The organism is Thermotoga sp. RQ2 (genome assembly GCF_000019625.1).
GTDB classification, from domain to species: domain Bacteria; phylum Thermotogota; class Thermotogae; order Thermotogales; family Thermotogaceae; genus Thermotoga; species Thermotoga maritima.
This window is the reverse complement of record NC_010483.1, coordinates 997,361-1,017,525: the sequence shown is the minus strand read 5'-3', so window position 1 is coordinate 1,017,525 and position 20,165 is coordinate 997,361. Positions and strand designations below refer to the sequence as shown.

Genomic DNA, 20,165 nt, shown 5'->3' with positions numbered 1-20,165 from the left:
TGTAGAATTTCAATGGTAAAGCCCCAGCGTGAGCTGGGGCTTTGAAATCCATTCCAGGAGGGTGAGCCGATGAAAAAATCACTGATACTGATTTTGATCATCATTTCAATCCTGACTTTCTCTCAAACATTCAAACTCGAGAAGGTGCTGGGATTCAGCGATATTTCAGCTTTAACATTCAAAGATGGTTATCTCCTACTTGGAACGGGAAACGGTGAAATCATCGTCTACAAAGACGGATCCTATTACAGAGCTTTCAAAGTCCACGACAACAGAGTAAACGAAGTGATCTTTGAGAACGGGTTTATCGTGAGCGCTTCGGACGACAAAACAGTTGGTGTGACGAATCTGGAGACGGGTGAAACACATCTCCTCAAAGGTCACATAAAAGGTGTTTCTTCCGTCGCTGTAGCAGGCAGTAAAATCCTAAGCGCCTCTTTCGATGGAACGGTGAGAATATGGTCTTTCCCGGATGGAGAGGAAATCTCTTCTCAAAAGCTTGGACCATCGGTTGTTCAAATCGCCGCTTATGAGAACAGATACGTCGTGGGACTGGCCAACGGACTTGCTGTGATCAGGGATCTCTCGAATCAATCATTTTCCATTCCCCTCAAGGCCCATCCTGAAGGAATTAAAAAGATCGTGTTCTCAGAGAATGGACAGTTGATCGCAACCTGTGGGGGAAACACCGTAAAGGTATGGAACGCCTCGAATGGAAATCTCGTCCTCCAGTACGACCACGCTATAACGGTGAACGATTTGGCTTTTCTTGACAATGATGATCTCATTTTTGTAGCCGACGACTACAAAGCTGTGGTTTTGAACATTCAGAAAAACGAAGTGGTGAAATCAATCGACGCTCATAACAACTTCGTTCTTTTCGTCTCTTCAGATGACGGTAGCATAGCAACCTACGGAATGGACAAAACTGTCAAAGTGTGGAATGCCGATCTGGAGCTTCAGTACTCTCTCTACGGTCACCAACTCTCGGTGAACACAGTAGCTTTATCAAGCGACGGGAAATTCATCGTGAGCGGCAGTGACGATAGAGAAATTCTGATATGGAACGCTGAGAAGGGGATCGCTGAACACAGGATAAAGGCTCTATCAGGGGTCAGAAAGCTTTTGACAGTAGAAAACAACATCATTTCCTGTCTTGATAGCAATCAACTCAAGATTTATAACCTGGAAAATGGAAAGCTCGTGAAGAGAATCAAAGTTGGCACGACGAGCACAATGGACATCGCTCTTCAAAACGATAGAATGGCAATAGGATTCTACGACGGAAGTGTCGCTCTGTTCAGATATCCAACCTTCGAAGAGATATGGAGAAAAGACACAGAACACGAAATGATCCAAACGATTGATATGAACAACAAATTCATCGCCTTCGGAGTTTCTTACTCTGATCCAAAAGACAAGATAGGTTACGTAGAAGTTCTCTCCGCAGACACAGGGGAAAGAGTACTTCTGCTGGAAGGTCACAGAGGAAACGTAAACGCTGTGAAATTCGCTGGGGACTTTCTTGTCTCAGGTGGAGAAGACGGAAAGGTCATTCTCTGGAGCTTGGATACAGGTTCAAAAGTCCGCGAGATCTACCTGAACGAACCAGTGTCCTCTCTATTAATCGATGAAAAGGAACTCTTTGTTGGAACCTGGAATGGAAATATCAAAATTTTTGCTTTTCCAGATCTGACCTTGAAGACTTCTTTGAAAGCCTCTGATCAAAAGATAGGACATTTCATAAAGGTGGGCGATCAGCTCGTAGTTCCATGCGGTGATGGAAAGATAAGGATCCTCTTGGAAAAGTGAGGGGGGAAATCCCCCTCATTTTACACTAGTCTTTCACTTATCATCATGGAAGAAAGTATCGAAGTCCCCTCTAAAACCACTTCTTTGTTGGAGAGACTACCCTTCTCAACGGAAACCTCTTTATCCATTGGATGAACCTGTCTTCTCGTTTCTGATACAATCACCTCAAATACACCTTCAGGAAGAAATACTCCTTCTCCGCCAACAATCACGATCTCTGGGCTCAGAATGTTCACAAGATTCACAATACCATCTATGAGGATGGTTGTGAACTCGTCCAGGATCTTCTTTGCGAGGTCATCCTTTTCGTACAGGCTGCACAAAGCCTCGAATTTCTCGTACATGGTCTTTCCAGGAAGGGCTTTTTCCTTTTCGTACTGATGCACACAGTGGGATATGGAGGTGTTTGCCTCCCAGCACCCCACTCTTCCACAGAAACAGGGTCCTCTGTCGTACATTTTCATGTGACCGATCTCTCCGGCTGCGTTGAACGATCCTTTGTACAACCTTCCTTCAATGATGATTCCTCCACCTATTCCTTCCCTCACAAGGATGTACACTATGTTCTTTCGATCTCCGAAGTGTTTGTTTTTCATCGTTTCTGCGAGGGCTGCAAGGTTTGCATCGTTTTCCAGATAGACTTCGAACACCTTGAAGTACTTCTCTACATCGACGTCTCGCCATCTGTTGAGATTTGGAGCGAACGCCAGCTTTTTGTGGGTCTTATCGACAGAACCAGGAACGCCTATCACGATGAGAGGAAACACACCGGGAAACCTGGAAACCCTCTCCGTCAGGACTCTGAAGCATTCCTCTGGTGTGTCCGGTGTATCGAATTCATCGATGACCTCTACAGAACCATCGAAGAAGGAAAGCCCAACCAGAGAGTGTGTCACACCAAGATCGACCACTATCGCTTTAGAAAACTCTTTGTTCACATAAAGTCTTTTGGAGTGTCTTCCAAGTTTAGAGGGGAGAATTCCCTTCTCGTAGATCATCTTCTTTCTCTTCATCTCGTTCACGAGTTTTGTGACGGTGCTGGGATCGAGCCCTGTTTTTTCTGAGATCATGTTTCGAGTGATCCCGGGCTCAAACCTGATCGTGTTGAGAACCCTCAATTTGTTGATGGTCCTCGTCTGCTTCAGAGAGTATATTTCCATGTTCTGCAATTTCTGAACCTCCTTCACCCACTCAAACCAGCTGCGAGTTTCATAACCTTTTCCTGGGAAGCCTCTTTGGCATCGATGATACCAGCGAGTTTTCCAAAGCTCATAACGGCTATTCTGTCACTCATTTGAAGAACCTCTGGAAGTTCTGAGGAGATCATGATGACTCCAACTCCCTCTTTTGCAAGATGCGACATGATCCTGTATATTTCTGCCTTTGCTCCAACGTCTATTCCCCGTGTTGGTTCATCCAGTATGAGAACCTTTGGTTTCAAAGCAAGCCATTTTGCCAGAACAACTTTCTGCTGGTTTCCTCCAGAAAGGTACAGAACTTTCCTGTCTGGATAGGGTGGCCTTATGTCGAAGGTCTTTATCGCCCAGTTCGCCAGTTCTTTCTCTCTTTTAAACGATATGAAAGGCCCTTTCTTTATTCTATCAAGACTCGGCAGAGATACGTTGTGCATGATACTCATGATCAATATGAGCCCAAGCTTCTTCCTGTCTTCCGGTACCAACCCAATACCTTGTTCTATCGCATCCAGAGGATGGTTTATCTCCACTCTCTTCCCTTCTATGTATATCTCCCCTCCCCTCTTTGGCCTGAATCCAAATATCGTCTCCATCAGTTCTGTCCTCCCTGCCCCAACAAGCCCGGCAAAACCAAGTATCTCCCCTCTCCTCAAACTGAACGACACATTCTCAAATCCTTCCCCAGACAGGTTCTTCACTTCAAGTACCACTTCCCCAGGTTCATGCGCTTCTTTTATGTAAAACTTCTCTAATTTCCTTCCCACCATCATCTCCACGATCTTTTCTTTCGTCAGGTTCTCTATGCTATCTGTTCCTATGTACTCCCCATCTCTCAGCACACTCACCTTGTCACAGATCTCGAAGATCTCTTCCAGCCTGTGCGATATGAAGATTATTGCCACACCTTTCTCCTTGAGACTCTTCACAACCTCAAAGAGTTTTTCCGTCTCTTTCTGTGTGAGGGATGATGTGGGCTCGTCCAGTATGAGTACTTTCGCCTTCTTGTAAACTGCCCTCGCTATCTCCACCATCTGCTGGATCGCTATGGAGTATCTCCCCAACTTCTCCTCAGGATCTATCTCTATGCCAAATTCTTCTCTCATGAATCTTTCCGTCTCCCTGTACATTTTCTTGTAGTCTACAAATATCCCTCTCTTCTCTTCATCTCCCATGAACATGTTCTCCGCCACGGACAGATTGTCCATTACCGACAACTCCTGAAACACCGTCACTATCCCCGCTTTTATCGCTTCACTCGGATGACTCCACCTCACACTTCTGCCGTCGTATATGATCTCCCCTTCATCGGGTTCATACACCCCTGCTATGATCTTCATCAACGTACTCTTTCCCGCTCCGTTCTCTCCTACTATCGCATGTACCTCCCCCGGATAAAATTCTATACTCACTCCCTTGAGTGCATGTACCCCGGGGAATCTTTTGTGTATCCCCCTTACCTCGAGTATGGGCTTCATCTCTCTTTCGCCCTCCTGATCTGGTCTATCGCTATCGCTATGATGATCACTATCCCTATCACTACTTGCTGCCAGAACGACGATACACCAAGCAGTATCATCCCGTTCCTCAAAACACCCATTATCACCGCTCCCAAAAACGCCCCAAGTATCGTCCCTTCTCCACCTGACAAACTCGTTCCTCCTATCACCGTCGCCGCTATCACGTCAAGTTCGTATCCCTGACCCGCATTGGGCTGTGCCACACCAAGCCATGCCGTCAATAGAAAACCTGCAAATGCCGCCAAAAAGCCGTTTATCGTGTACACCATGATTAGTATCCTGTCCGTCTTGATCCCAACCAGCCTGGACGCCTCTTCATTCCCACCTATCGCATAGATCCTCCGCCCCGTCACGGTGTACTTCAAAAATATGTGGCTGATCACACCTATCACTGCCATGTAGATCACCGGAACCGGTACGGGCCCTACCATTCCCTGACCGTGTATCGTGAAACTCTCAGGAAACGGTGATATGGGCCAGCCACCACTCAACACGTATGCAAGACCCCTTCCTACACTGAGCATACCAAGTGTGCTGATGAACGGTGCAAGTTTTGCCTTTGTGATCAAAAAACCGTTTGCAAGCCCAAATCCAACACCAACTAAAAGCCCCAAAACTACACTCCAGAAGGGTGATAACCCTCTTTCATTCATCAAAAGCCCCATCACCACGCTTGCTACACCCAGTACCGACCCAACCGAAAGATCTATCCCGGCTGTGATGATCACCATCGTCATCCCAAACGACATGATCGCTATGAACGATACGTTCAGTATCACCGTGAATATGTTCTCCACTGTCAAAAATTCTCTCGTCGTTACCCCTAAAAACACCACGATCGCTATGAGTATTAGAAATATCCCTGCTTCCCTCGCCTTGAACAGCTTCTTCCACAATTCAACCACGCCTCCTCACCGTTGTTTTTATCCTTCTCCTTCCATAAAGAAGGGGGGTGAACCCCCCTCTTTACTTCAATGATTTTACATCATCAGCGCTTGGAATAGATCTTCTTTGCATATTCGTAGAATTGATCGACATTTTCTTCTGTTACAATATCAACACCCGTGTCAATAATGTAGTCAACTGTTCCGTCTTCTTTGACAACTTTCGGGAGCATCTTCAATGTGTTCTCCACTCCAATCTTTGCCATGTTGTAGAGAACGAGAACAGAGAGATAGCCCATGTCATAAGGTCTCTGACCAACAAGACCTTTGACTGCACCGGCTTTAACAAGTTCGAGTTCCGGAAGCAAAGTGTCAAAACCAACAACCAGCAGATCTTTCATCCTTTCTGGGCCACCAAGAGCGGAGATAACGGTTTCTTTCGGAGCAAAGAGAGGCCATCCTCCAGACATAAACCATCCATCGAGATCTGTGTACTTTCTGGTCACATCTCTGATGATCTGAATAGCCTTTGCAGAATCATCATCACACGGGAACGGATCGGCAACATAAACTATCTCTTTCCCGCTCCTCTTGGAGTAGTCCTCAAGCGCATCTTTGAAACCTCTGATCCTTTCGTTCAAGTTAAGAGCAGCGAGACCTCCGGTGAGTATTGCAAGCCTGATGGTCTTTTTCTCCGCTCTGTACTTCTCGATGAGCTGAGCCATCAGTTTACCCGCCTCGTATCCTGCGTTATAGTTGTTGGTTCCTATGTAAGCATACCTTCCGCTGTCTGGAGAATCTGAGTCAAACATGATTACCGGTATCCCCTTGTCAAGCGCCCTCTTGACAACTACCTTTATCCCTTCAGGATCGTTCGGTGAAATGCCTATCCCGTCTACACCTTTCACTATGTAGCTCAGTATCTTCTCTGCCTGCTTCGCCGCATCTGCCTCAACCGGTGCGTCGAATATCGCTTTGATCCCAAGTTTCTCTGCCGCATCTTTCATCCCGTTCTCCACCGCAAACCAGTACGGATTGTTGAGTGATTTCGGTGCCAGAAGTATTGTCATGTCCTCAGAGAAAACAAACACCGACAGCAGCAAAATCACACCAAACAACAGCAAACCTTTCCTCATGAAAAACACCTCCCAACTTAAGATGTAATTTAAAATTAACGCATATGTATTTCATATCCGAAAAAACGCTTTTTCTTCAAAAAAACGAAACGCAAGGTATTAATTTCCAAAGGAATTAAATTAATCCAGAACATATTATCACACATTGCGCAACGGTTTTTCAAACCTTATTTCCACTAAAAAACAAAAGATAGGGCAAGATATCTCATGATAAATTCAAATAATTCCCAACAATCAAAAATATCTACCTAAAATGGTTGATTATTAACCCTTCACAGCCCCTGCACTCAAGCCAGCTATGATTCTGTTCTGGAAAACCAAAACGAGTATCACAAGTGGAAGTGTGACGATAACGGCTGCGGCCATGAGCTGACCCCATGGTATCTCGTACTGAGACGCTCCTTTGAAGAGAGCGACTGCGACAGGAACCGTGTACAGGCTCGGCTTTTGCATGAACGTGAGAGCGAAGAGGAACTCGTTCCACGCGGCGATGAACGTCAAAAGCCCTGTTGCCACAAGACCAGGAGCAGACATGGGAAGCACGATAGACCAGAGAGTTCTGAGTTTAGAGGCTCCGTCGATGAACGCCGATTCCTCCACTTCTTTTGGAAGTTCCCTGAAGAAACTCTGGAGCACCCAGACAGTGAGAGGCAGATTCATAGCAGTGTAGGGTATGATGAGACCAGTGTAGGTGTTTATCAACTTCAATCCCCTCAAGATCAAAAATAGAGATCCCAAAATAGAAACCTGTGGAAACATGCTCACCGCAAGAATCAGTGACATCACGATGACCTTTCCCTTGAACTTGAGCCTTGCGATGGCGTATCCAGCAAGCGATCCTACAACTAATGCCAAAACCGTGGTTATGCCTGCCACTATAATGCTGTTTTTGATGTTTATATGAAACGGTCTTTCCTTGAAGACCTTCACGTAGTTTTCAAAGGTTATTCTTTTTGGGAAAAGAGAGGGATTCTTTTCAAAAAGATCCCGATCAGGCTTTATCGACGAAATAAAAGCCCAATAAAGGGGAAAAACGCACCATATAAGAATGAGTAAAACAGCTATATAAAGAAGGATTCTCTGCGTTATCGATCTGCTCATCGGGTTCCCTCCTCAATCGAGTTTCAGCCTCAAGGACTTTATGTAAAGTATGGCAAAGATCGATATAAGAACGAATATGAAAACAGATATGGCGGAACCGTATCCAAACCACGCGCCGGTGAAAGCCCTATCCATCAGAACGTGTCGGTTGTAAACGGCCAGGGTTTCTGTGTTCACAGCACCTCTCGTCATGATGTAGACAACATCGAACACGCGCAGTGCATCGAGTGTCCTGAAGATCAGAGCCACTCCTATCGTTGGCGTTATCAACGGAAGAGTGATTCTGAAGAATCTTTGAATTGTATTTGCTCCGTCGATTCTCGCCGCTTCGTAAATATCCTCCGGTATCACCTGAAGACCTGCGAGAATCAAAAGAGCCATGAACGGAGTCGTTTTCCACACATCAACGAATATGATCGCCCACATGGCGAGCCCTGGTGTTCCGAGAATGGGGGTTCCCGGTTCTATTATTCCGAGTTTCTCCCAGAGTCTCGACATTATTCCGAATTGATCGTGGAACATCCATCGCCACATTTGAGAAGAAATGGCCGTTGGAATTGCCCATGGAACGAGCATAGCGGCCCTCACAACGCCTCTCAACGCGAATCTCTGATGAACAACTATGGCGATGAGAACACCAAGCACCGTCTCCAGAGAAACCGAAATCACCGTGAAAAAGACGGTGTTTTTCAAAGCCATTATGAAGCGGGTGTCCTCAAAGAGTCTGAAATAGTTCTGAAGCCCAACGAATCTTCTCTCTATACCGGGCCTCAAACCGAAACTGTAGAAACTGTCGTAGAAGGTTTTGAACAGAGGAAAAAAAGCCACTACGGATATGACAAGAATTGTCGGCAAAATCATCCAGAACGCTGTCCAACCACTTCTTTTTTCCATCTTTCTGTATCCTCCTTCAACAGAGTAAAAGAGGCGGGGGAGAGCCCCTCGCCTCTGTTACTGTCCAAGCAGGAATTTGAGCTCTTTTGCAATGTTCTTTATTGCGTCTTCTGGTGTTGTCTGTCTTGTCAGAGCAGCGTGCACGTACCTCTGAATGATATCGGAAACTTCTGTGTAGTTCGCAACCCTTGGTCTTGGAAGAGCGTTGATGAAAACTCCGAGAAGTTCAACCATGAACGGAGCAGCTTCTTTGAGTTTTGGATCTTTGTAAACGGCTTTTCTCGTTGGATTCTGTCCGGCGTTGATCGCTTTGTAGAGCTGCTGGTCGTAACTTGTGAGGAACTTTATGAGCTTCTTTGCGGCTTCCTTTTCTTCAGGTGACGAGAATTTGTTTATACCGAGGACCCATCCGCCGAGCGTGGCAGCTCTTCTTCCACCAGGACCCATTGGAAGAGGAGCAACTCCAACCTTTCCTTTGATTGGGGATTCGTCGCTGTTCACGAGGGACCAGGCGTACGGCCAGTTCCTCATAAAAACAGCTTCTCCGTTCTGGAAGATTCTTCTTGCGTCTTCTTCCATGTAGGTGGTAACTCCTTCAGGAGTGACTTTGTGCTTGTAGATGAGATCGACCATGAACTGAAGAGCCGCAACAGCTTCTGGAGAATCGATCACAACTTTTCCACTCTCATCGAGCACATCCCCACCGAAAGACCAGAGGTATTCAAGGAAATCACAGACAAGGCCTTCGTATCTTGCACCCTGCCAGACGAATCCGTGGATGCCTTCAGCCTGAGAGATCTTCTTTGCCATTTCGACGAGTTCATCCCAGGTTCTCGGAGCGTGATCGTAACCGTATTTCTCGAGGAGGTCTTTTCTGTAGTAAAGGAGACCTGCATCTGTGAACCAGGGAACAGCAACGATTCTTCCATTGACCGTGACAGACATCACAGTTCCGGGTAGGAATTCACCGAGTTCGAAGTAGTCTTTGTCTGCTGTCAGATCTTCAAGGAACGGAGCAAACTCAGCAGGCCATATCACATCGAGCATGAGAACGTCTGGATCCGTCTCTCCGGCGGCAAAGTACGTGACGTAGAGATCGTGCCTTTCAGTTGAACTGTCCGGCATCGGAATGATTTCCACTTCGATATCTGGGTACTGCTGGTGGAACATCTCCAGCTGCTTTTTCAGTACCTCGAGTTCCTTTCCGACCCCTCCAGATGTCATAGTGATTTTCACAGCGAAGAGTCCACCAACCAGAAGAACTGCTAGCAACAGAACAAAGTACTTCTTCATGGCAAAAGCACCTCCTTAAGTATCAGTTAAATGACGTTGTAATCAAATTAACCTATTTGATATTTTGCCAGACTTTTAAATTCTTTGCAAGTGAGTTATCAGGAGAAAACGGGAGATTTTTTTCGTTAAATGAAAATAATCGGGGATATTCACTCGGAATGAACAAATAGGAGGGAAAATAGTACATCAAAAAGAAAGGGCGGCCAGGCCGCCCTTTTCAGTCTTCCAGACCGTTGTTTTTAACCACATTCGAGTACCAGTACCCACTGTCTTTTATGATGCGTTTTTGAGTACTGTAGTCCACGTACACAATACCAAATCTCTTAGAGTATCCCTCTGCCCATTCGAAATTGTCGAGGAGCGACCAGACGAAGTAACCTTTAAGCGGCACTCCCTCCTGTATGGCCTTCCATGCCTGACCAATGTGGGCCTTCAAATAATCGATTCTGTTTTGATCGTGAACTCTTCCATCTTCACTAACTACGTCGTCAAAAGCAGCCCCATTCTCTGTGATGTAAACCTCTGGTGGGTTGTATTCTTCTTTCACCTTCTTCAGGATCCAGTAGATTCCTTCTGGAACGATCTCCCATCCCATGGCTGTTTTTGGAAGATCCCTTTCAACGAAAGAGACCTTAGCTGGTGCATCTGGATCGAACTTCACCAAATGACCGGAGTAATAGTTCAATCCAACAAAGTCGATCTTTTCCTGTATCTCGGACATGTCATCTTTGTAATTCTCCGGTAGATACTCTCTGGCAAATTCCAGAACGAGCTCCGGATAATCTCCTCTGTAGATCGGATTGAGAAAGAGAGGATAGTTGTTGAACTGATGCATGAATCTCGCCGCTCTGATGTCCTCCTCTTTTTCACTCGCAGGTTCGAAATATCCATTGTTGAAAACTATTCCGATCTTTCCATCTTTCACAGTTTCCCTGAACACTTTCACCGCTTTGGCGTGTGCCCTCAAGAGATTGTGAACAGCTCGGAAAGCCACGTAAATATCTCTCATTCCAGGAGCGTGGACTCCGTACAGATGCCCCACTATGGCAACAACCCACGGTTCGTTCAAGGTGATCCAGTTCTTCACACGGTCGCCGAAATTTTCAAAGAGAACCCTTGAGTATTCTGCGAACCAATCCGCTATTTCTCTGTTCGCCCATCCTCCTTTCAACTGAAGAGCGAAGGGAAGATCCCAGTGATAGATGGTCACAAAGGGTGTGATACCTTTTTCCAGCAGGGTGTCTATGATCCTGTTGTAAAAATCCAGTCCTTTCTGATTCACCCTTCCTGTTCCTTCCGGAAGTATTCTTGGCCAGCTGATTGAAAATCTGTAAGCCTTTACTCCGAGTTTCTCTATGATTTCAATGTCCTCTTTCCATCTGTTGTAGTGGTCGCAGGCCACATCTCCCGTGTCACCGTTCTTTACATTTCCAGGAGTATGGGAGAAGGTGTGCCAGATAGACATACCAGCTCCGTCTGCGAGGGGAGAACCCTCGATCTGGTAGGAAGCTGTTGCAACACCCCAGAGGAATCCTTCAGGGAACTTTTTCACGTTCATCACCTCTCCTGTTGTTTTGATTCGTGTGCCTAACTATTCTATCAAAACTCTCTGCACAAAAAAAGAGGGGGAGTACCCCCTCGTCTGTACTATATCATCGGAGAACAAAAGGTCAGCCCATCACAACTTCAACCCTGTGCACCTTTCCATCCTCGAAAACTGGAAGTACTTGTCCTTCTATCTTTTTTCCATCAACAATGATCTCTTTGACTCCTTTGGAAACATGAGAGAGATTCTTCACCGTTATATCGTAGATGCTTCCTCTGAACTTTCTTGTGATCCTGAATCCTTCCCATTCTTTCGGGATGCAGGGATCCACCACCAGGCCGTCGTAAGTAGGCCTTATCCCGAGTATATGCTGAGTGATCGCTACAAAGCTCCAAGCAGCAGTCCCCGTGAGCCAGGAATTCTTTGCCTCTCCATGCCTCGGTGCATCTTTTCCGGCAACCATCTGAGCGTAGACGTACGGCTCAGTCCTGTGTATTTCGCTGATGTCTTCGAGATAAGCCGGTGTGATTTTTCTGTAGATCTCAAAGGCTCTGTCTCCCCTACCTATAACAGTCTCGGCTATCGCTACCCATGGGTTGTTGTGACAGAAGATCCCCGCGTTTTCTTTGTAGCCCGGTGGGTAACTCGAGATCTCACCAAGCTCGATGTAATATCTGCTGTACGCCGGCTGCTGAAGAACGAGTCCGTAGGGTGTGTCGAGATATTTTTTGACAGAATCGAGAGCTTTTTCCGCGTATCCGTTGTCCACACCGATACTTGCCATAACACACATTCCCTGTGGTTCTATGAAGATCTTACCTTCTTCACACTCTTTGCTTCCCACCTTTCTCCCAAAGGCATCGTACGCCCTGAGGAACCATTCACCATCCCAGCCGTATTTCAGAGTGGTCTCGATCATTTTGTTCACATGTTTTTCTGCTTCTCTCGCTTCTTCTTCAAGTCCTCGTCTTTTGCAGATCTCCACGAATTCTTTTCCAGCAAGAACGAAGAGCCCCGCTATGAAGACGGACTCCGCTACCCTTCCGTCGAGAGCGTTGACGGTTGTTTGGAAAGACTCATCGGGATCTTTCGAGAAACAATTGAGGTTAAGACAATCGTTCCAATCGGCCCTTCCTATCAATGGAAGACCGTGGGGACCGAGGTTGTTCACAGTGAAGTAGAAAGATCTCTTCAGATGCTCGAAGAGTGATGCCTTTTTGTTCGGATCGTTGTCGAAGGGAACCTCTTCGTCCAGTATGCTCCAGTCACCCGTTTCTTTGATGTAAGCGCTCGTTGAGAGAATGAGCCAAAGCGGATCGTCGTTGAAGCCTCCTCCTATTTCGTTGTTGCCCTTCTTGGTGAGCGGCTGGAACTGGTGGTAAGTGCTTCCATCCTCGAATTGGATAGAGGCCAAATCGAGTATTCTCTGCCTTGCCTTCTCCGGGATCATGTGAACAAAACCTAAGATATCCTGGTTCGAGTCCCTGAAACCTATTCCTCTACTGATACCAGACTCGAAGTACGAAGCGCTTCGAGAGATGTTGAACGTGACCATACACTGGTACTGATTCCAGATGTTCACCATTCTGTTGAGTTTTTCGTCATGGGTTTCTACCTGTATTCTTCCAAGAAGGTCGTCCCAGTATTCTTTGAGTTCCTTCAGGGCGTGCTCAACATCTTCACCTGTTTTGAATTTCTCTATCATCTCTTTTGCTCGCTTTTTGTTTATCACACCGGGCTTTTCCCATTTTTCCTCCTCTGGATTCTCTACGTACCCGAGAATGAAGATGAGTTCTTTCTTTTCGGATGGAGCGAGTTCTATCTCTAAGTAATGTGAAGCGATCGGTGCCCACCCGCTCGCGACGGAATTTCTGGGTTTTCCTTCCACCACCGCTTGAGGAGCTTCAAAACCGCTGTAGAGACCTATGAAGGACTCTCTGTCTGTATCAAAACCATCTATCGGTTGATTCACAGAATAGAACGCGTAGTGGTTTCTTCTTTCTCTGTATTCTGTCTTGTGGTAAATCACAGAACCTTCTATTTCCACTTCACCCGTACTGTAGTTTCTCTGGAAGTTCGTCATATCATCGAGAGCGTTCCAGAGGCAGAACTCTATAAAGGAGAAAAGTTTTATCCTCCTCGGCGTGTTCGTTCTGTTCTCCAGAACAAGGTGATGGACCTCCCCTGTGAAATGTCTTGGCACAAAGTAGGTGATGGTGGCTCTCAGGCCGTTCCTTTCACCTGTGATCTTTGTGTATCCAAGACCGTGGCGCGCTTCAAAGAAGGAAAGATCTTTTCTCACAGGCATCCACGTGGGTGTCCAGAAATCTCCATTTTCTTCTCTGATGTAAAAGTACCTTCCTCCAGCATCCGTTGGAACGTTGTTGTATCTGAACCTCGTTATTCTTCTGAGTCTCGCGTCTTTGTAAAAACAGTAACCCCCTGCCATGTGAGATATGATGGAAAAGAAGTCCTCCGTTCCCAGATAATTTATCCATGGATACGGAGTTTGAGGAGTTGTGATCACGTATTCACGGTTGACGTCATCAAAATAACCGAATCGCACGCTATCACCCTCTCTTCACTTTTTCTGTCTCTGGTATTTTATTCTGAAAATGTTTTCATTCAAAATCTGAAGAGATGGATGCAGAAACAAGTATCGGCGAATATTTTTCAAAAGAAACCATTTTCTTCTAAATCCGCGGTTCCAGTCTCCGGTATTTATTAGACGAAATCAAAAAAGATAATTTATTAGTGGGCAAAAATCTTAGTGTTTAAGATCGAAAACATACAGGCTATTAATAGATAATTTGTTCACATATTTATTATGAAACCATTAATGAGTTAAAATATATTTTGGAGGAGGTGAGAACATGAAATACGTGCTCTGGGCAGTTCTGATTTTGAGTTTGCTGGCTGGATATGTGCTTTTCACAACCGGAACCAACACCGTAAAAGTTCCTGTGTATCTCATGGACAACCCAACTTTCAACATCGAAAAATTACTGGTGAAAATTTCAAACGCGGAATACCACTATTCATTGGATGGAGAAGAGTACACTGCTACCGCTGCTCTGCTGGAGAATGAGTTCGATCTCCTCTCACTTGCTGGAACTAAAGTTCAGTTCTTCGAGATGGAATTGCCCGAGGGCGCTAATCTCGAGTGGATCAGACTCTACATCGATGCCGCCACTGCTGTTACAAACGGTTCAACAGAGACTGTTAGGGTTTCTTCCAGAAAGATCAAAATCATAAAGCCTGTTATAGTGCAGAACGGCGACTCGATCGTTCTCGACTTCGATGTGGCAAGATCTCTCAAAATCGCAACCACAGGAAATGGTGAATATCTGCTCAGGCCTGTTATAGTTCCCTATCACCATAGGGAAAGGAACGAATACGGTCCTGGTGAGGGAGAAGAACACAGGTACGAAGTGGAAGGAAAATTGAAAGAGACACTTTCAGGAACACCATGCCTTGTAGCGCTCTTTGAAGGAGAAACCTGCCCCGGTACACTCGTGAATCTTGAAATCACAGACGATGATTTTAATTTCGAAGAGCTGAAAAAAGCCACTTACACCGTTTGTGTGTACACCGATTTTGAACTTCCAGAGGAAAATGAAGTCGCTAACACTGATGAAGAATTGGAGATAGACGAAGACGATATGGAAAACGCAAATAATGAGATTTCAACCATACTAGCAGATCTCTCTCCATTCGCATCAGAAACGTTCTATCTCAACGACTCGACGATCACCTACATTTTCGATTCAAATCTGATAGAACTTGCACTCGGTGATTAAAAGTAGGGGAGGGATGCCTGGAAGACTCGAAGAAGGATATCTGGGAAGGCAGATCGTTAAAGATGGCGGGTAAATAATCTTTACACTTCGACTGTTTCTTTCTCTCTTCTCCTCCTTCTGGAGGAGACTTTCTTTTCTTCTTTCACTACCTTTTCAAGGAGTTCTTTTTTGAGTTCGATGGCTTTGAGATTTTCGAGAGCTTTCTTTACCCTCTCTTCGTGGATCTCTCTAACAACTTCCGGCGGCAAGAACATCATCATAGTTTCACCTCCTTTTTGTTGTCATGCCTTTTTATCATTTATTTCTTCTGTCCTGTTATTTTTATAACATAACAGTGATACAAATCAAGAACACATTTTAGAAGAATCGTTTAAGGCTTTATTTATGGGTGTTTACACAGGAAAAATTAGGTTGATCAAAGAGCGGGGTGCCATCCCCGCTCTCGAGTGACAAGTTTGAACCTTCAACCTTCTACAACAAAAGTGTAGATCTTGAACGGATGGTAAACCACTGGGAAGGTGACTTTCTGTTTTTTCTCTTCCAGAACGTTCGTCTGGTAGATTTCACCGTTCCACGGGGTCTTAATGGAAAGTTTTCCTGATGTTCCGAAGATCTCAACAAGCCTCAGAACAATTTTGCCATTCACCCTTCTCAGTGAAGTGAGACGGAAATTCTGGGGAGAGATCTCCAGTAAAGGAGAGGGGAGGTTCAACACCCCGCGATGAACGATGAAAGATCTGTTGAGATCTTCTGATTCTTTTACAACATCTCTCAAGCTGTCCCCAGGGTGCACGTAGACAGAATAGGTGAAACTGTGTTTACCCTCGTCACAGAGAAAATCGGGGAAAATACCCGCTTTTATCAGTGAAAGCGCCATAGTACCCTGATGAACACTGCCACCGTATTTTCCGTCGTTCATAATAGACACACCGAAGTCTGTCTGGGAGAGATCCATCCACCTGTGAAACGGCACCTCGAAACGTGCCTGTTCGAAACTGGTGTTTCTGTGTGTGGGCCTTTCGATGAAACCACCGGAGATATCGAACCTTGCCTTTCTCGACAGAACAGTTGTTGGGAAGTAAGCTCTGAGAAGAGCTCGTCTTGTGTGCCAGTCTACCTTCGTTTCTATATCGAGCCTTCTACTCTTTCTGTAAAGGATGTAATGCTGCGTGATCCTGCTTCCTTCTGATTCATATTCAACACGGATCACTTCTCGAACAGGGCCAGACTCTATTTTTTCTATGTTTTTCGCCCTCAGGGTATATCCTGTCTTTTCCACGTTTTCTGCGATATCCCAGTTGTCCCAGTAGGCAGGGATGTTTTTATGAAGTTTCAAGATGTTTCCCTTCTCTTCGAAAACGTACCTGTCCAGTTCTTTGTCGTAGATTTGAATTGTTCCGTCATCGTTGACGTGCACCCTGAGAAATTCGTTCTCCATGATGTTTGTTTCTCTCAACTCACTTGGAGTTTCCTCAAACGTGGCTTTGCGAAATTTCAGTTCTACTTTCGTGAACGGAGGAATCTCCCTGTCTATGAAGTACACATACCTTCCATCGTGAGTTCTCTGTTTCAAGAGCGCTTCTCCTTCAAAGGAAATCGCGAGATCTTCGTTGAGGAAGAAAAGACACTTCTTTGGAAAAGAGGAAACGTTCAAAAGGGTTAAAACCTCTTCGTTCTCAGAAGAAAAAACTTTGAGAGATTCGATAACGATGTCTTTTGATTTTTCTATCACATGTCTGAGCTCTTTTTCTGTATCTTTATAGACTTCCTTTATAGAAGAACCAGGTAGAATATCGTGAAATTCGTTTCTCAACAGAATCTTCCAGAGTTCGTCTATTTCGTCAGAAAAATCTTTATCCGTGAAAGCAGAAATCAATTCCGCAAGGTAAAGACTGTCTTCCGCTTCTTTGTGAAGTTTCTTTGTCCTGGACTGTGAAGTGTAGGTTCCCCTGTGAAGTTCAAGGTAAAGCTCTCCGTCCCACACAGGAAGTTCTCCGTCGATATCCATTTTTTTGAAGAATTCTTCCACAGTTCCCATCTCAAGGCGCGGCAGTCCAGGAAAATCCTTCAGAACTTCGTAATTTTCCAGCATCTCTTCGGTTGGACCGCCACCACCATCACCGTGTCCGAACGAAAGAAGAACTCTGTTTGTGAGATCTTTCTGCCTGAAGTTCTTCCAGGTTTTGTAGACCGTATCGGGATCTATCTTTCCGTTGTACCCCTCGTTGGGATTTTTGAAACTGAAATAGATCACTTCGGATCCATCTATTCCCCTCCAGCGGCACAGATCGTACGGAAACTCGTTCGTGTCGTTCCAGTTGAGTTTCGTGGTGACGAAGTATTTTATCCCGGCTTCTTTCAGAATTTGGGGAAGCACCCAGGAAAACCCAAACACGTCTGGAAGCCAGCACACCTTGCTCTTTCTTTTGAATTCCCTTTCGAAGAATTTTTGCCCATAGTAGAACTGTCTCACAAGCGACTCTATCGATGGAACGTTGCAGTCCGACTCCACCCACATGCCACCAACGGGTTCCCATCTTCCTTCCTTTACAAGTTTTCTGACTTCCTCGAAAAGTTCTGGTGAATTTTGCTTGAGATCCTCGTACATCTGAGCGGAAGACTGAGTGTAAACGAACACCGGATAAAGCTTAGAGAGCAACACAGAGTTTGCGAAAGTGCGTAGGATCTTTCTCTTCGTCTCCTCAACTGGCCAGAGCCAGGCGTAGTCTATGTGCGCGTGCCCCACAAGGTGAATCGTTCCAAAACCCGGATGGTCTTTTCTTATTCTATCCAGCTTTTCTTTGAATTTTTCGAACTCTTCCAGAATCTGATTTCTCAACTCTTCAGAAAGCTTCACACCTGTGAACTCTTTGAACTCCGGTGTGTTCCAGGTGTTTTTGATCTCATCTTTTATTCCCGGATCTTCCGGTGCTGTCATCAGATAGGTATCTGTGTCTCTTGGGATCCACACTTTCGAGAGAAACTTCTCGGAGATGTCCAGCAGTTTCTTAGAAAGTGACTCATCTTCTATTACTTCTGCCGTTTTTATGGTGAGTTCGAGAGTTTTCACCACCTTCATCAGTGCTTCATCAACGACGATGAAGAAAGCTTCTGTAAACACCGGTTTTTCCGGTCTTCCAAAAAGACCTCTTGGCATCACCTGAGCTTCTATCGTGTGTGGTTTTCCATCAGCAAGGGGGGTGATGTTCAACATCCTATGATACTCGTTGATCTCACCGTAAGGCTTCCCATCCACAAAAACAAGGGTCTCCCCACCGAACCAGAGTTTCAGGTAGGCCCTCTGCTCTCCAGCGGCAGAGAAAGGCTCTAGCTCTTTCCTGAACCAGACGGGAGCGGAGCTGAAGTCCCATTCGAAGGAAGGATCCACGATTCTCTCAACAGCACCATCGGAGAAAATCCAGCTTTCTATTCTTTCTATTCTCAGAACAGTATACGGAACAATCTCTGAAAGCATTCTCCACAATCGGCCTTTCACAACTTTTTCCTCCTGTTATTCTCTACACCATTTCATAACCTTTTCCACAGGAATTGTTGCAAGAGCAATGCAGTTGTCCGCGGCTCCGTAGTAGACGTAGTAGTAACCGTTGTACTCTATCATCGCATCGCTGAAGACCACGTTTGGTACTCCTCCGAACTTTTCCCAGTCCTCTTCCGGTTCCAGAATGGGTTCCTGTGATCTCTTTATCACCTTCGTGGGATCTTCCAGATCGAGCAGCATGAACCCGAGTCGGTATATGGGTCTGGAAGTACCCGTGTTCTGCACACCATGGTAGAGAACAAGCCAGCCGTACTCAGTCTTTATGGGAGGGGCACCCACTCCGATCTTCAGGTCATCCCACATTCCAGGCCTTGGAGAAGCAATCTTCACAAAGTTGTCCCAGTGCACGAGATCATCGGAAAACGCGAGCCACATGTCAGGCGGTATTCTATGGAACATAACGTACTTTCCATTTATCTTTTCGGGAAATAGAGCCGCGTCTTTGTTGTCCACTTCTGGTATCACAACACCGTACCTCTTCCAGGTGATGAAATTCTTCGTGGAGGCCATAGCGATTCTGACACCACGTGGAGAATAGGCGGTATAAACCATGTAGTACTCGTCTCCTATCCTCGTGATCCTGGGATCTTCCACTCCATAGAGTTCATCATCACTCTTGGGAGCAAAGACGGGTTTTTCAAATTTGTTGAAGTGGATTCCGTCGGTGCTCACAGCGTATCCGATTCTTGAAACCATGTCCTCTCCCTGAGCTCTGTAGAGCAAGTGAAAGAGCTCTCCGTCGTAGACCACAGCCGGGTTGAAAACAAACCTGCTCTCCCAGAGAAAGTACGGAGAAGGTTCCAGAATGGGGTTTGCCGGATGTCTTTCCAGTTTCAGCTCCATGTTCTCCCTCCTCTACTTGAAAGACATAGAAATTCCCTGAAGGAATTGCTTTCTGAAAATCAAAAAGATGAGAACCATTGGAAGAGTTTGTATCACAGACCCTGCCATCAATGGCCCCACATAGGCTGCGTATTCGTGGTTAAAAGTGGCAAGCAAAACGGAGAGAGGCATCTTGTTGTAATCCTTCACCACCATCAGAGGCCAGAGGAAATTGTCCCAGATCCCTATGAACGTGAAAAGACCTACAATAGAGAGTGTGCTTCTGGAGAGAGGTACCATCACCCTAAATATTATCCACAAAGTACTGGCTCCGTCAATTTTAGCGGCTTCTATGTAATCCTGAGGAATCGTTTTGTAGGATTGTGTTAACATAAAAAGGCTCCATGCACTCATCAGAAACGGAATGATCATGGCAGAGTAAGTGTTGTAGAGACCAAGCTTTCTTATGAGAACGAACAACGGGATTATGAAGAAGATCACCGCCACATGAAGCATGATCTCACCCATCTTTTTTCTCATACGACGGATTGTGACACAAGATCTCAATTTTAATCAAAACTCACAAAAAACAAAAGCCCCCTGAT

General features: G+C 45.6%; 15 protein-coding genes. 2 read left to right on the top strand and 13 right to left on the bottom strand.

What is annotated here, in order from left to right; all coding sequences use genetic code 11:
* The first annotated feature begins 69 nt into the window (after positions 1–69).
* Positions 70–1,812, top strand: a complete 1,743-nt coding sequence (locus tag TRQ2_RS05025) for a WD40 repeat domain-containing protein (RefSeq protein ID WP_012310856.1) — start codon at positions 70–72, stop codon at positions 1,810–1,812.
* 20 nt (positions 1,813–1,832) lie between these two features.
* On the opposite strand, the gene TRQ2_RS05020 is transcribed toward TRQ2_RS05025, so the two are convergent.
* The 9 genes from TRQ2_RS05020 to TRQ2_RS04980 all read right to left on the bottom strand — a co-directional run bounded on the left by TRQ2_RS05020 (position 1,833) and on the right by TRQ2_RS04980 (position 13,945).
* Positions 1,833–2,981: an ROK family transcriptional regulator gene (locus TRQ2_RS05020; RefSeq protein ID WP_012310855.1), complete on the bottom strand. Its 1,149-nt coding sequence runs from the start codon at positions 2,979–2,981 to the stop codon at positions 1,833–1,835.
* A gap of 14 nt (positions 2,982–2,995) precedes the next feature.
* Positions 2,996–4,483: a sugar ABC transporter ATP-binding protein gene (locus TRQ2_RS05015; protein WP_012310854.1), complete on the bottom strand. Its 1,488-nt coding sequence runs from the start codon at positions 4,481–4,483 to the stop codon at positions 2,996–2,998.
* Entirely contained in the window at positions 4,480–5,430 is a 951-nt protein-coding gene (locus TRQ2_RS05010; protein ID WP_238514435.1) for an ABC transporter permease, read from the bottom strand. The genes TRQ2_RS05015 and TRQ2_RS05010 overlap by 4 nt, the downstream gene beginning before the upstream one ends.
* Positions 5,431–5,513: 83 nt before the next feature.
* Positions 5,514–6,545 (bottom strand): sugar-binding protein, encoded by a 1,032-nt coding sequence (locus TRQ2_RS05005; RefSeq protein ID WP_012310852.1) that lies wholly within the window; start codon positions 6,543–6,545, stop codon positions 5,514–5,516.
* 264 nt (positions 6,546–6,809) lie between these two features.
* Positions 6,810–7,646 (bottom strand): carbohydrate ABC transporter permease, encoded by an 837-nt coding sequence (locus TRQ2_RS05000; protein WP_011943517.1) that lies wholly within the window; start codon positions 7,644–7,646, stop codon positions 6,810–6,812.
* Between the two features lie 12 nt (positions 7,647–7,658).
* Entirely contained in the window at positions 7,659–8,540 is an 882-nt protein-coding gene (locus TRQ2_RS04995) for a carbohydrate ABC transporter permease (protein WP_011943516.1), read from the bottom strand.
* A 57-nt stretch (positions 8,541–8,597) separates the two neighbouring features.
* Positions 8,598–9,833, bottom strand: coding sequence for an ABC transporter substrate-binding protein (locus tag TRQ2_RS04990; protein WP_012310851.1), 1,236 nt, complete (start codon positions 9,831–9,833; stop codon positions 8,598–8,600).
* 217 nt (positions 9,834–10,050) lie between these two features.
* Positions 10,051–11,391, bottom strand: coding sequence for a GH1 family beta-glucosidase (locus tag TRQ2_RS04985; protein ID WP_012310850.1), 1,341 nt, complete (start codon positions 11,389–11,391; stop codon positions 10,051–10,053).
* A gap of 112 nt (positions 11,392–11,503) precedes the next feature.
* Entirely contained in the window at positions 11,504–13,945 is a 2,442-nt protein-coding gene (locus TRQ2_RS04980) for a GH36-type glycosyl hydrolase domain-containing protein (RefSeq protein WP_011943512.1), read from the bottom strand.
* Positions 13,946–14,252: 307 nt separating this feature from the next.
* Between TRQ2_RS04980 and TRQ2_RS04975 the strand changes: the two genes are divergently transcribed.
* Complete coding sequence (locus TRQ2_RS04975; protein ID WP_012310849.1) at positions 14,253–15,179, top strand: DUF4382 domain-containing protein; 927 nt, start codon at positions 14,253–14,255, stop codon at positions 15,177–15,179.
* An 80-nt stretch (positions 15,180–15,259) separates the two neighbouring features.
* Here TRQ2_RS04975 and TRQ2_RS04970 read toward each other — a convergent pair whose 3' ends face one another.
* The 4 genes from TRQ2_RS04970 to TRQ2_RS04955 all read right to left on the bottom strand — a co-directional run bounded on the left by TRQ2_RS04970 (position 15,260) and on the right by TRQ2_RS04955 (position 20,100).
* Positions 15,260–15,439, bottom strand: coding sequence for a hypothetical protein (locus TRQ2_RS04970; RefSeq protein ID WP_012310848.1), 180 nt, complete (start codon positions 15,437–15,439; stop codon positions 15,260–15,262).
* A gap of 203 nt (positions 15,440–15,642) precedes the next feature.
* The gene (locus TRQ2_RS04965; RefSeq protein ID WP_012310847.1) at positions 15,643–18,675 is read right to left on the bottom strand and encodes an alpha-mannosidase; all 3,033 of its coding nucleotides are present in this window, start codon (positions 18,673–18,675) and stop codon (positions 15,643–15,645) included.
* A gap of 15 nt (positions 18,676–18,690) precedes the next feature.
* On the bottom strand, positions 18,691–19,581 hold the full coding sequence (locus TRQ2_RS04960) for a glycosidase (RefSeq protein ID WP_012310846.1): 891 nt from the start codon (positions 19,579–19,581) through the stop codon (positions 18,691–18,693).
* A 12-nt stretch (positions 19,582–19,593) separates the two neighbouring features.
* A complete protein-coding gene (locus tag TRQ2_RS04955) occupies positions 19,594–20,100 on the bottom strand; it encodes a carbohydrate ABC transporter permease (protein ID WP_255346196.1) in 507 nt (168 codons plus the stop codon).
* Positions 20,101–20,165: the final 65 nt, after the last annotated feature.

Excerpts from the sequence above, each read along its gene's own strand:
- TRQ2_RS05025 (WP_012310856.1), top strand. The coding sequence starts at position 70 with ATGAAAAAATCACTGATACTGATTTTGATCATCATTTCAATCCTGACT.
- TRQ2_RS05015 (WP_012310854.1), bottom strand. The coding sequence starts at position 4,483 with ATGAAGCCCATACTCGAGGTAAGGGGGATACACAAAAGATTCCCCGGG.
- TRQ2_RS05005 (WP_012310852.1), bottom strand. The coding sequence starts at position 6,545 with ATGAGGAAAGGTTTGCTGTTGTTTGGTGTGATTTTGCTGCTGTCGGTG.
- TRQ2_RS05000 (WP_011943517.1), bottom strand. The coding sequence starts at position 7,646 with ATGAGCAGATCGATAACGCAGAGAATCCTTCTTTATATAGCTGTTTTA.
- TRQ2_RS04995 (WP_011943516.1), bottom strand. The coding sequence starts at position 8,540 with ATGGAAAAAAGAAGTGGTTGGACAGCGTTCTGGATGATTTTGCCGACA.
- TRQ2_RS04990 (WP_012310851.1), bottom strand. The coding sequence starts at position 9,833 with ATGAAGAAGTACTTTGTTCTGTTGCTAGCAGTTCTTCTGGTTGGTGGA.
- TRQ2_RS04985 (WP_012310850.1), bottom strand. The coding sequence starts at position 11,391 with ATGAACGTGAAAAAGTTCCCTGAAGGATTCCTCTGGGGTGTTGCAACA.
- TRQ2_RS04975 (WP_012310849.1), top strand. The coding sequence starts at position 14,253 with ATGAAATACGTGCTCTGGGCAGTTCTGATTTTGAGTTTGCTGGCTGGA.
- TRQ2_RS04970 (WP_012310848.1), bottom strand. The coding sequence starts at position 15,439 with ATGATGATGTTCTTGCCGCCGGAAGTTGTTAGAGAGATCCACGAAGAG.
- TRQ2_RS04960 (WP_012310846.1), bottom strand. The coding sequence starts at position 19,581 with ATGGAGCTGAAACTGGAAAGACATCCGGCAAACCCCATTCTGGAACCT.
- TRQ2_RS04955 (WP_255346196.1), bottom strand. The coding sequence starts at position 20,100 with ATGAGAAAAAAGATGGGTGAGATCATGCTTCATGTGGCGGTGATCTTC.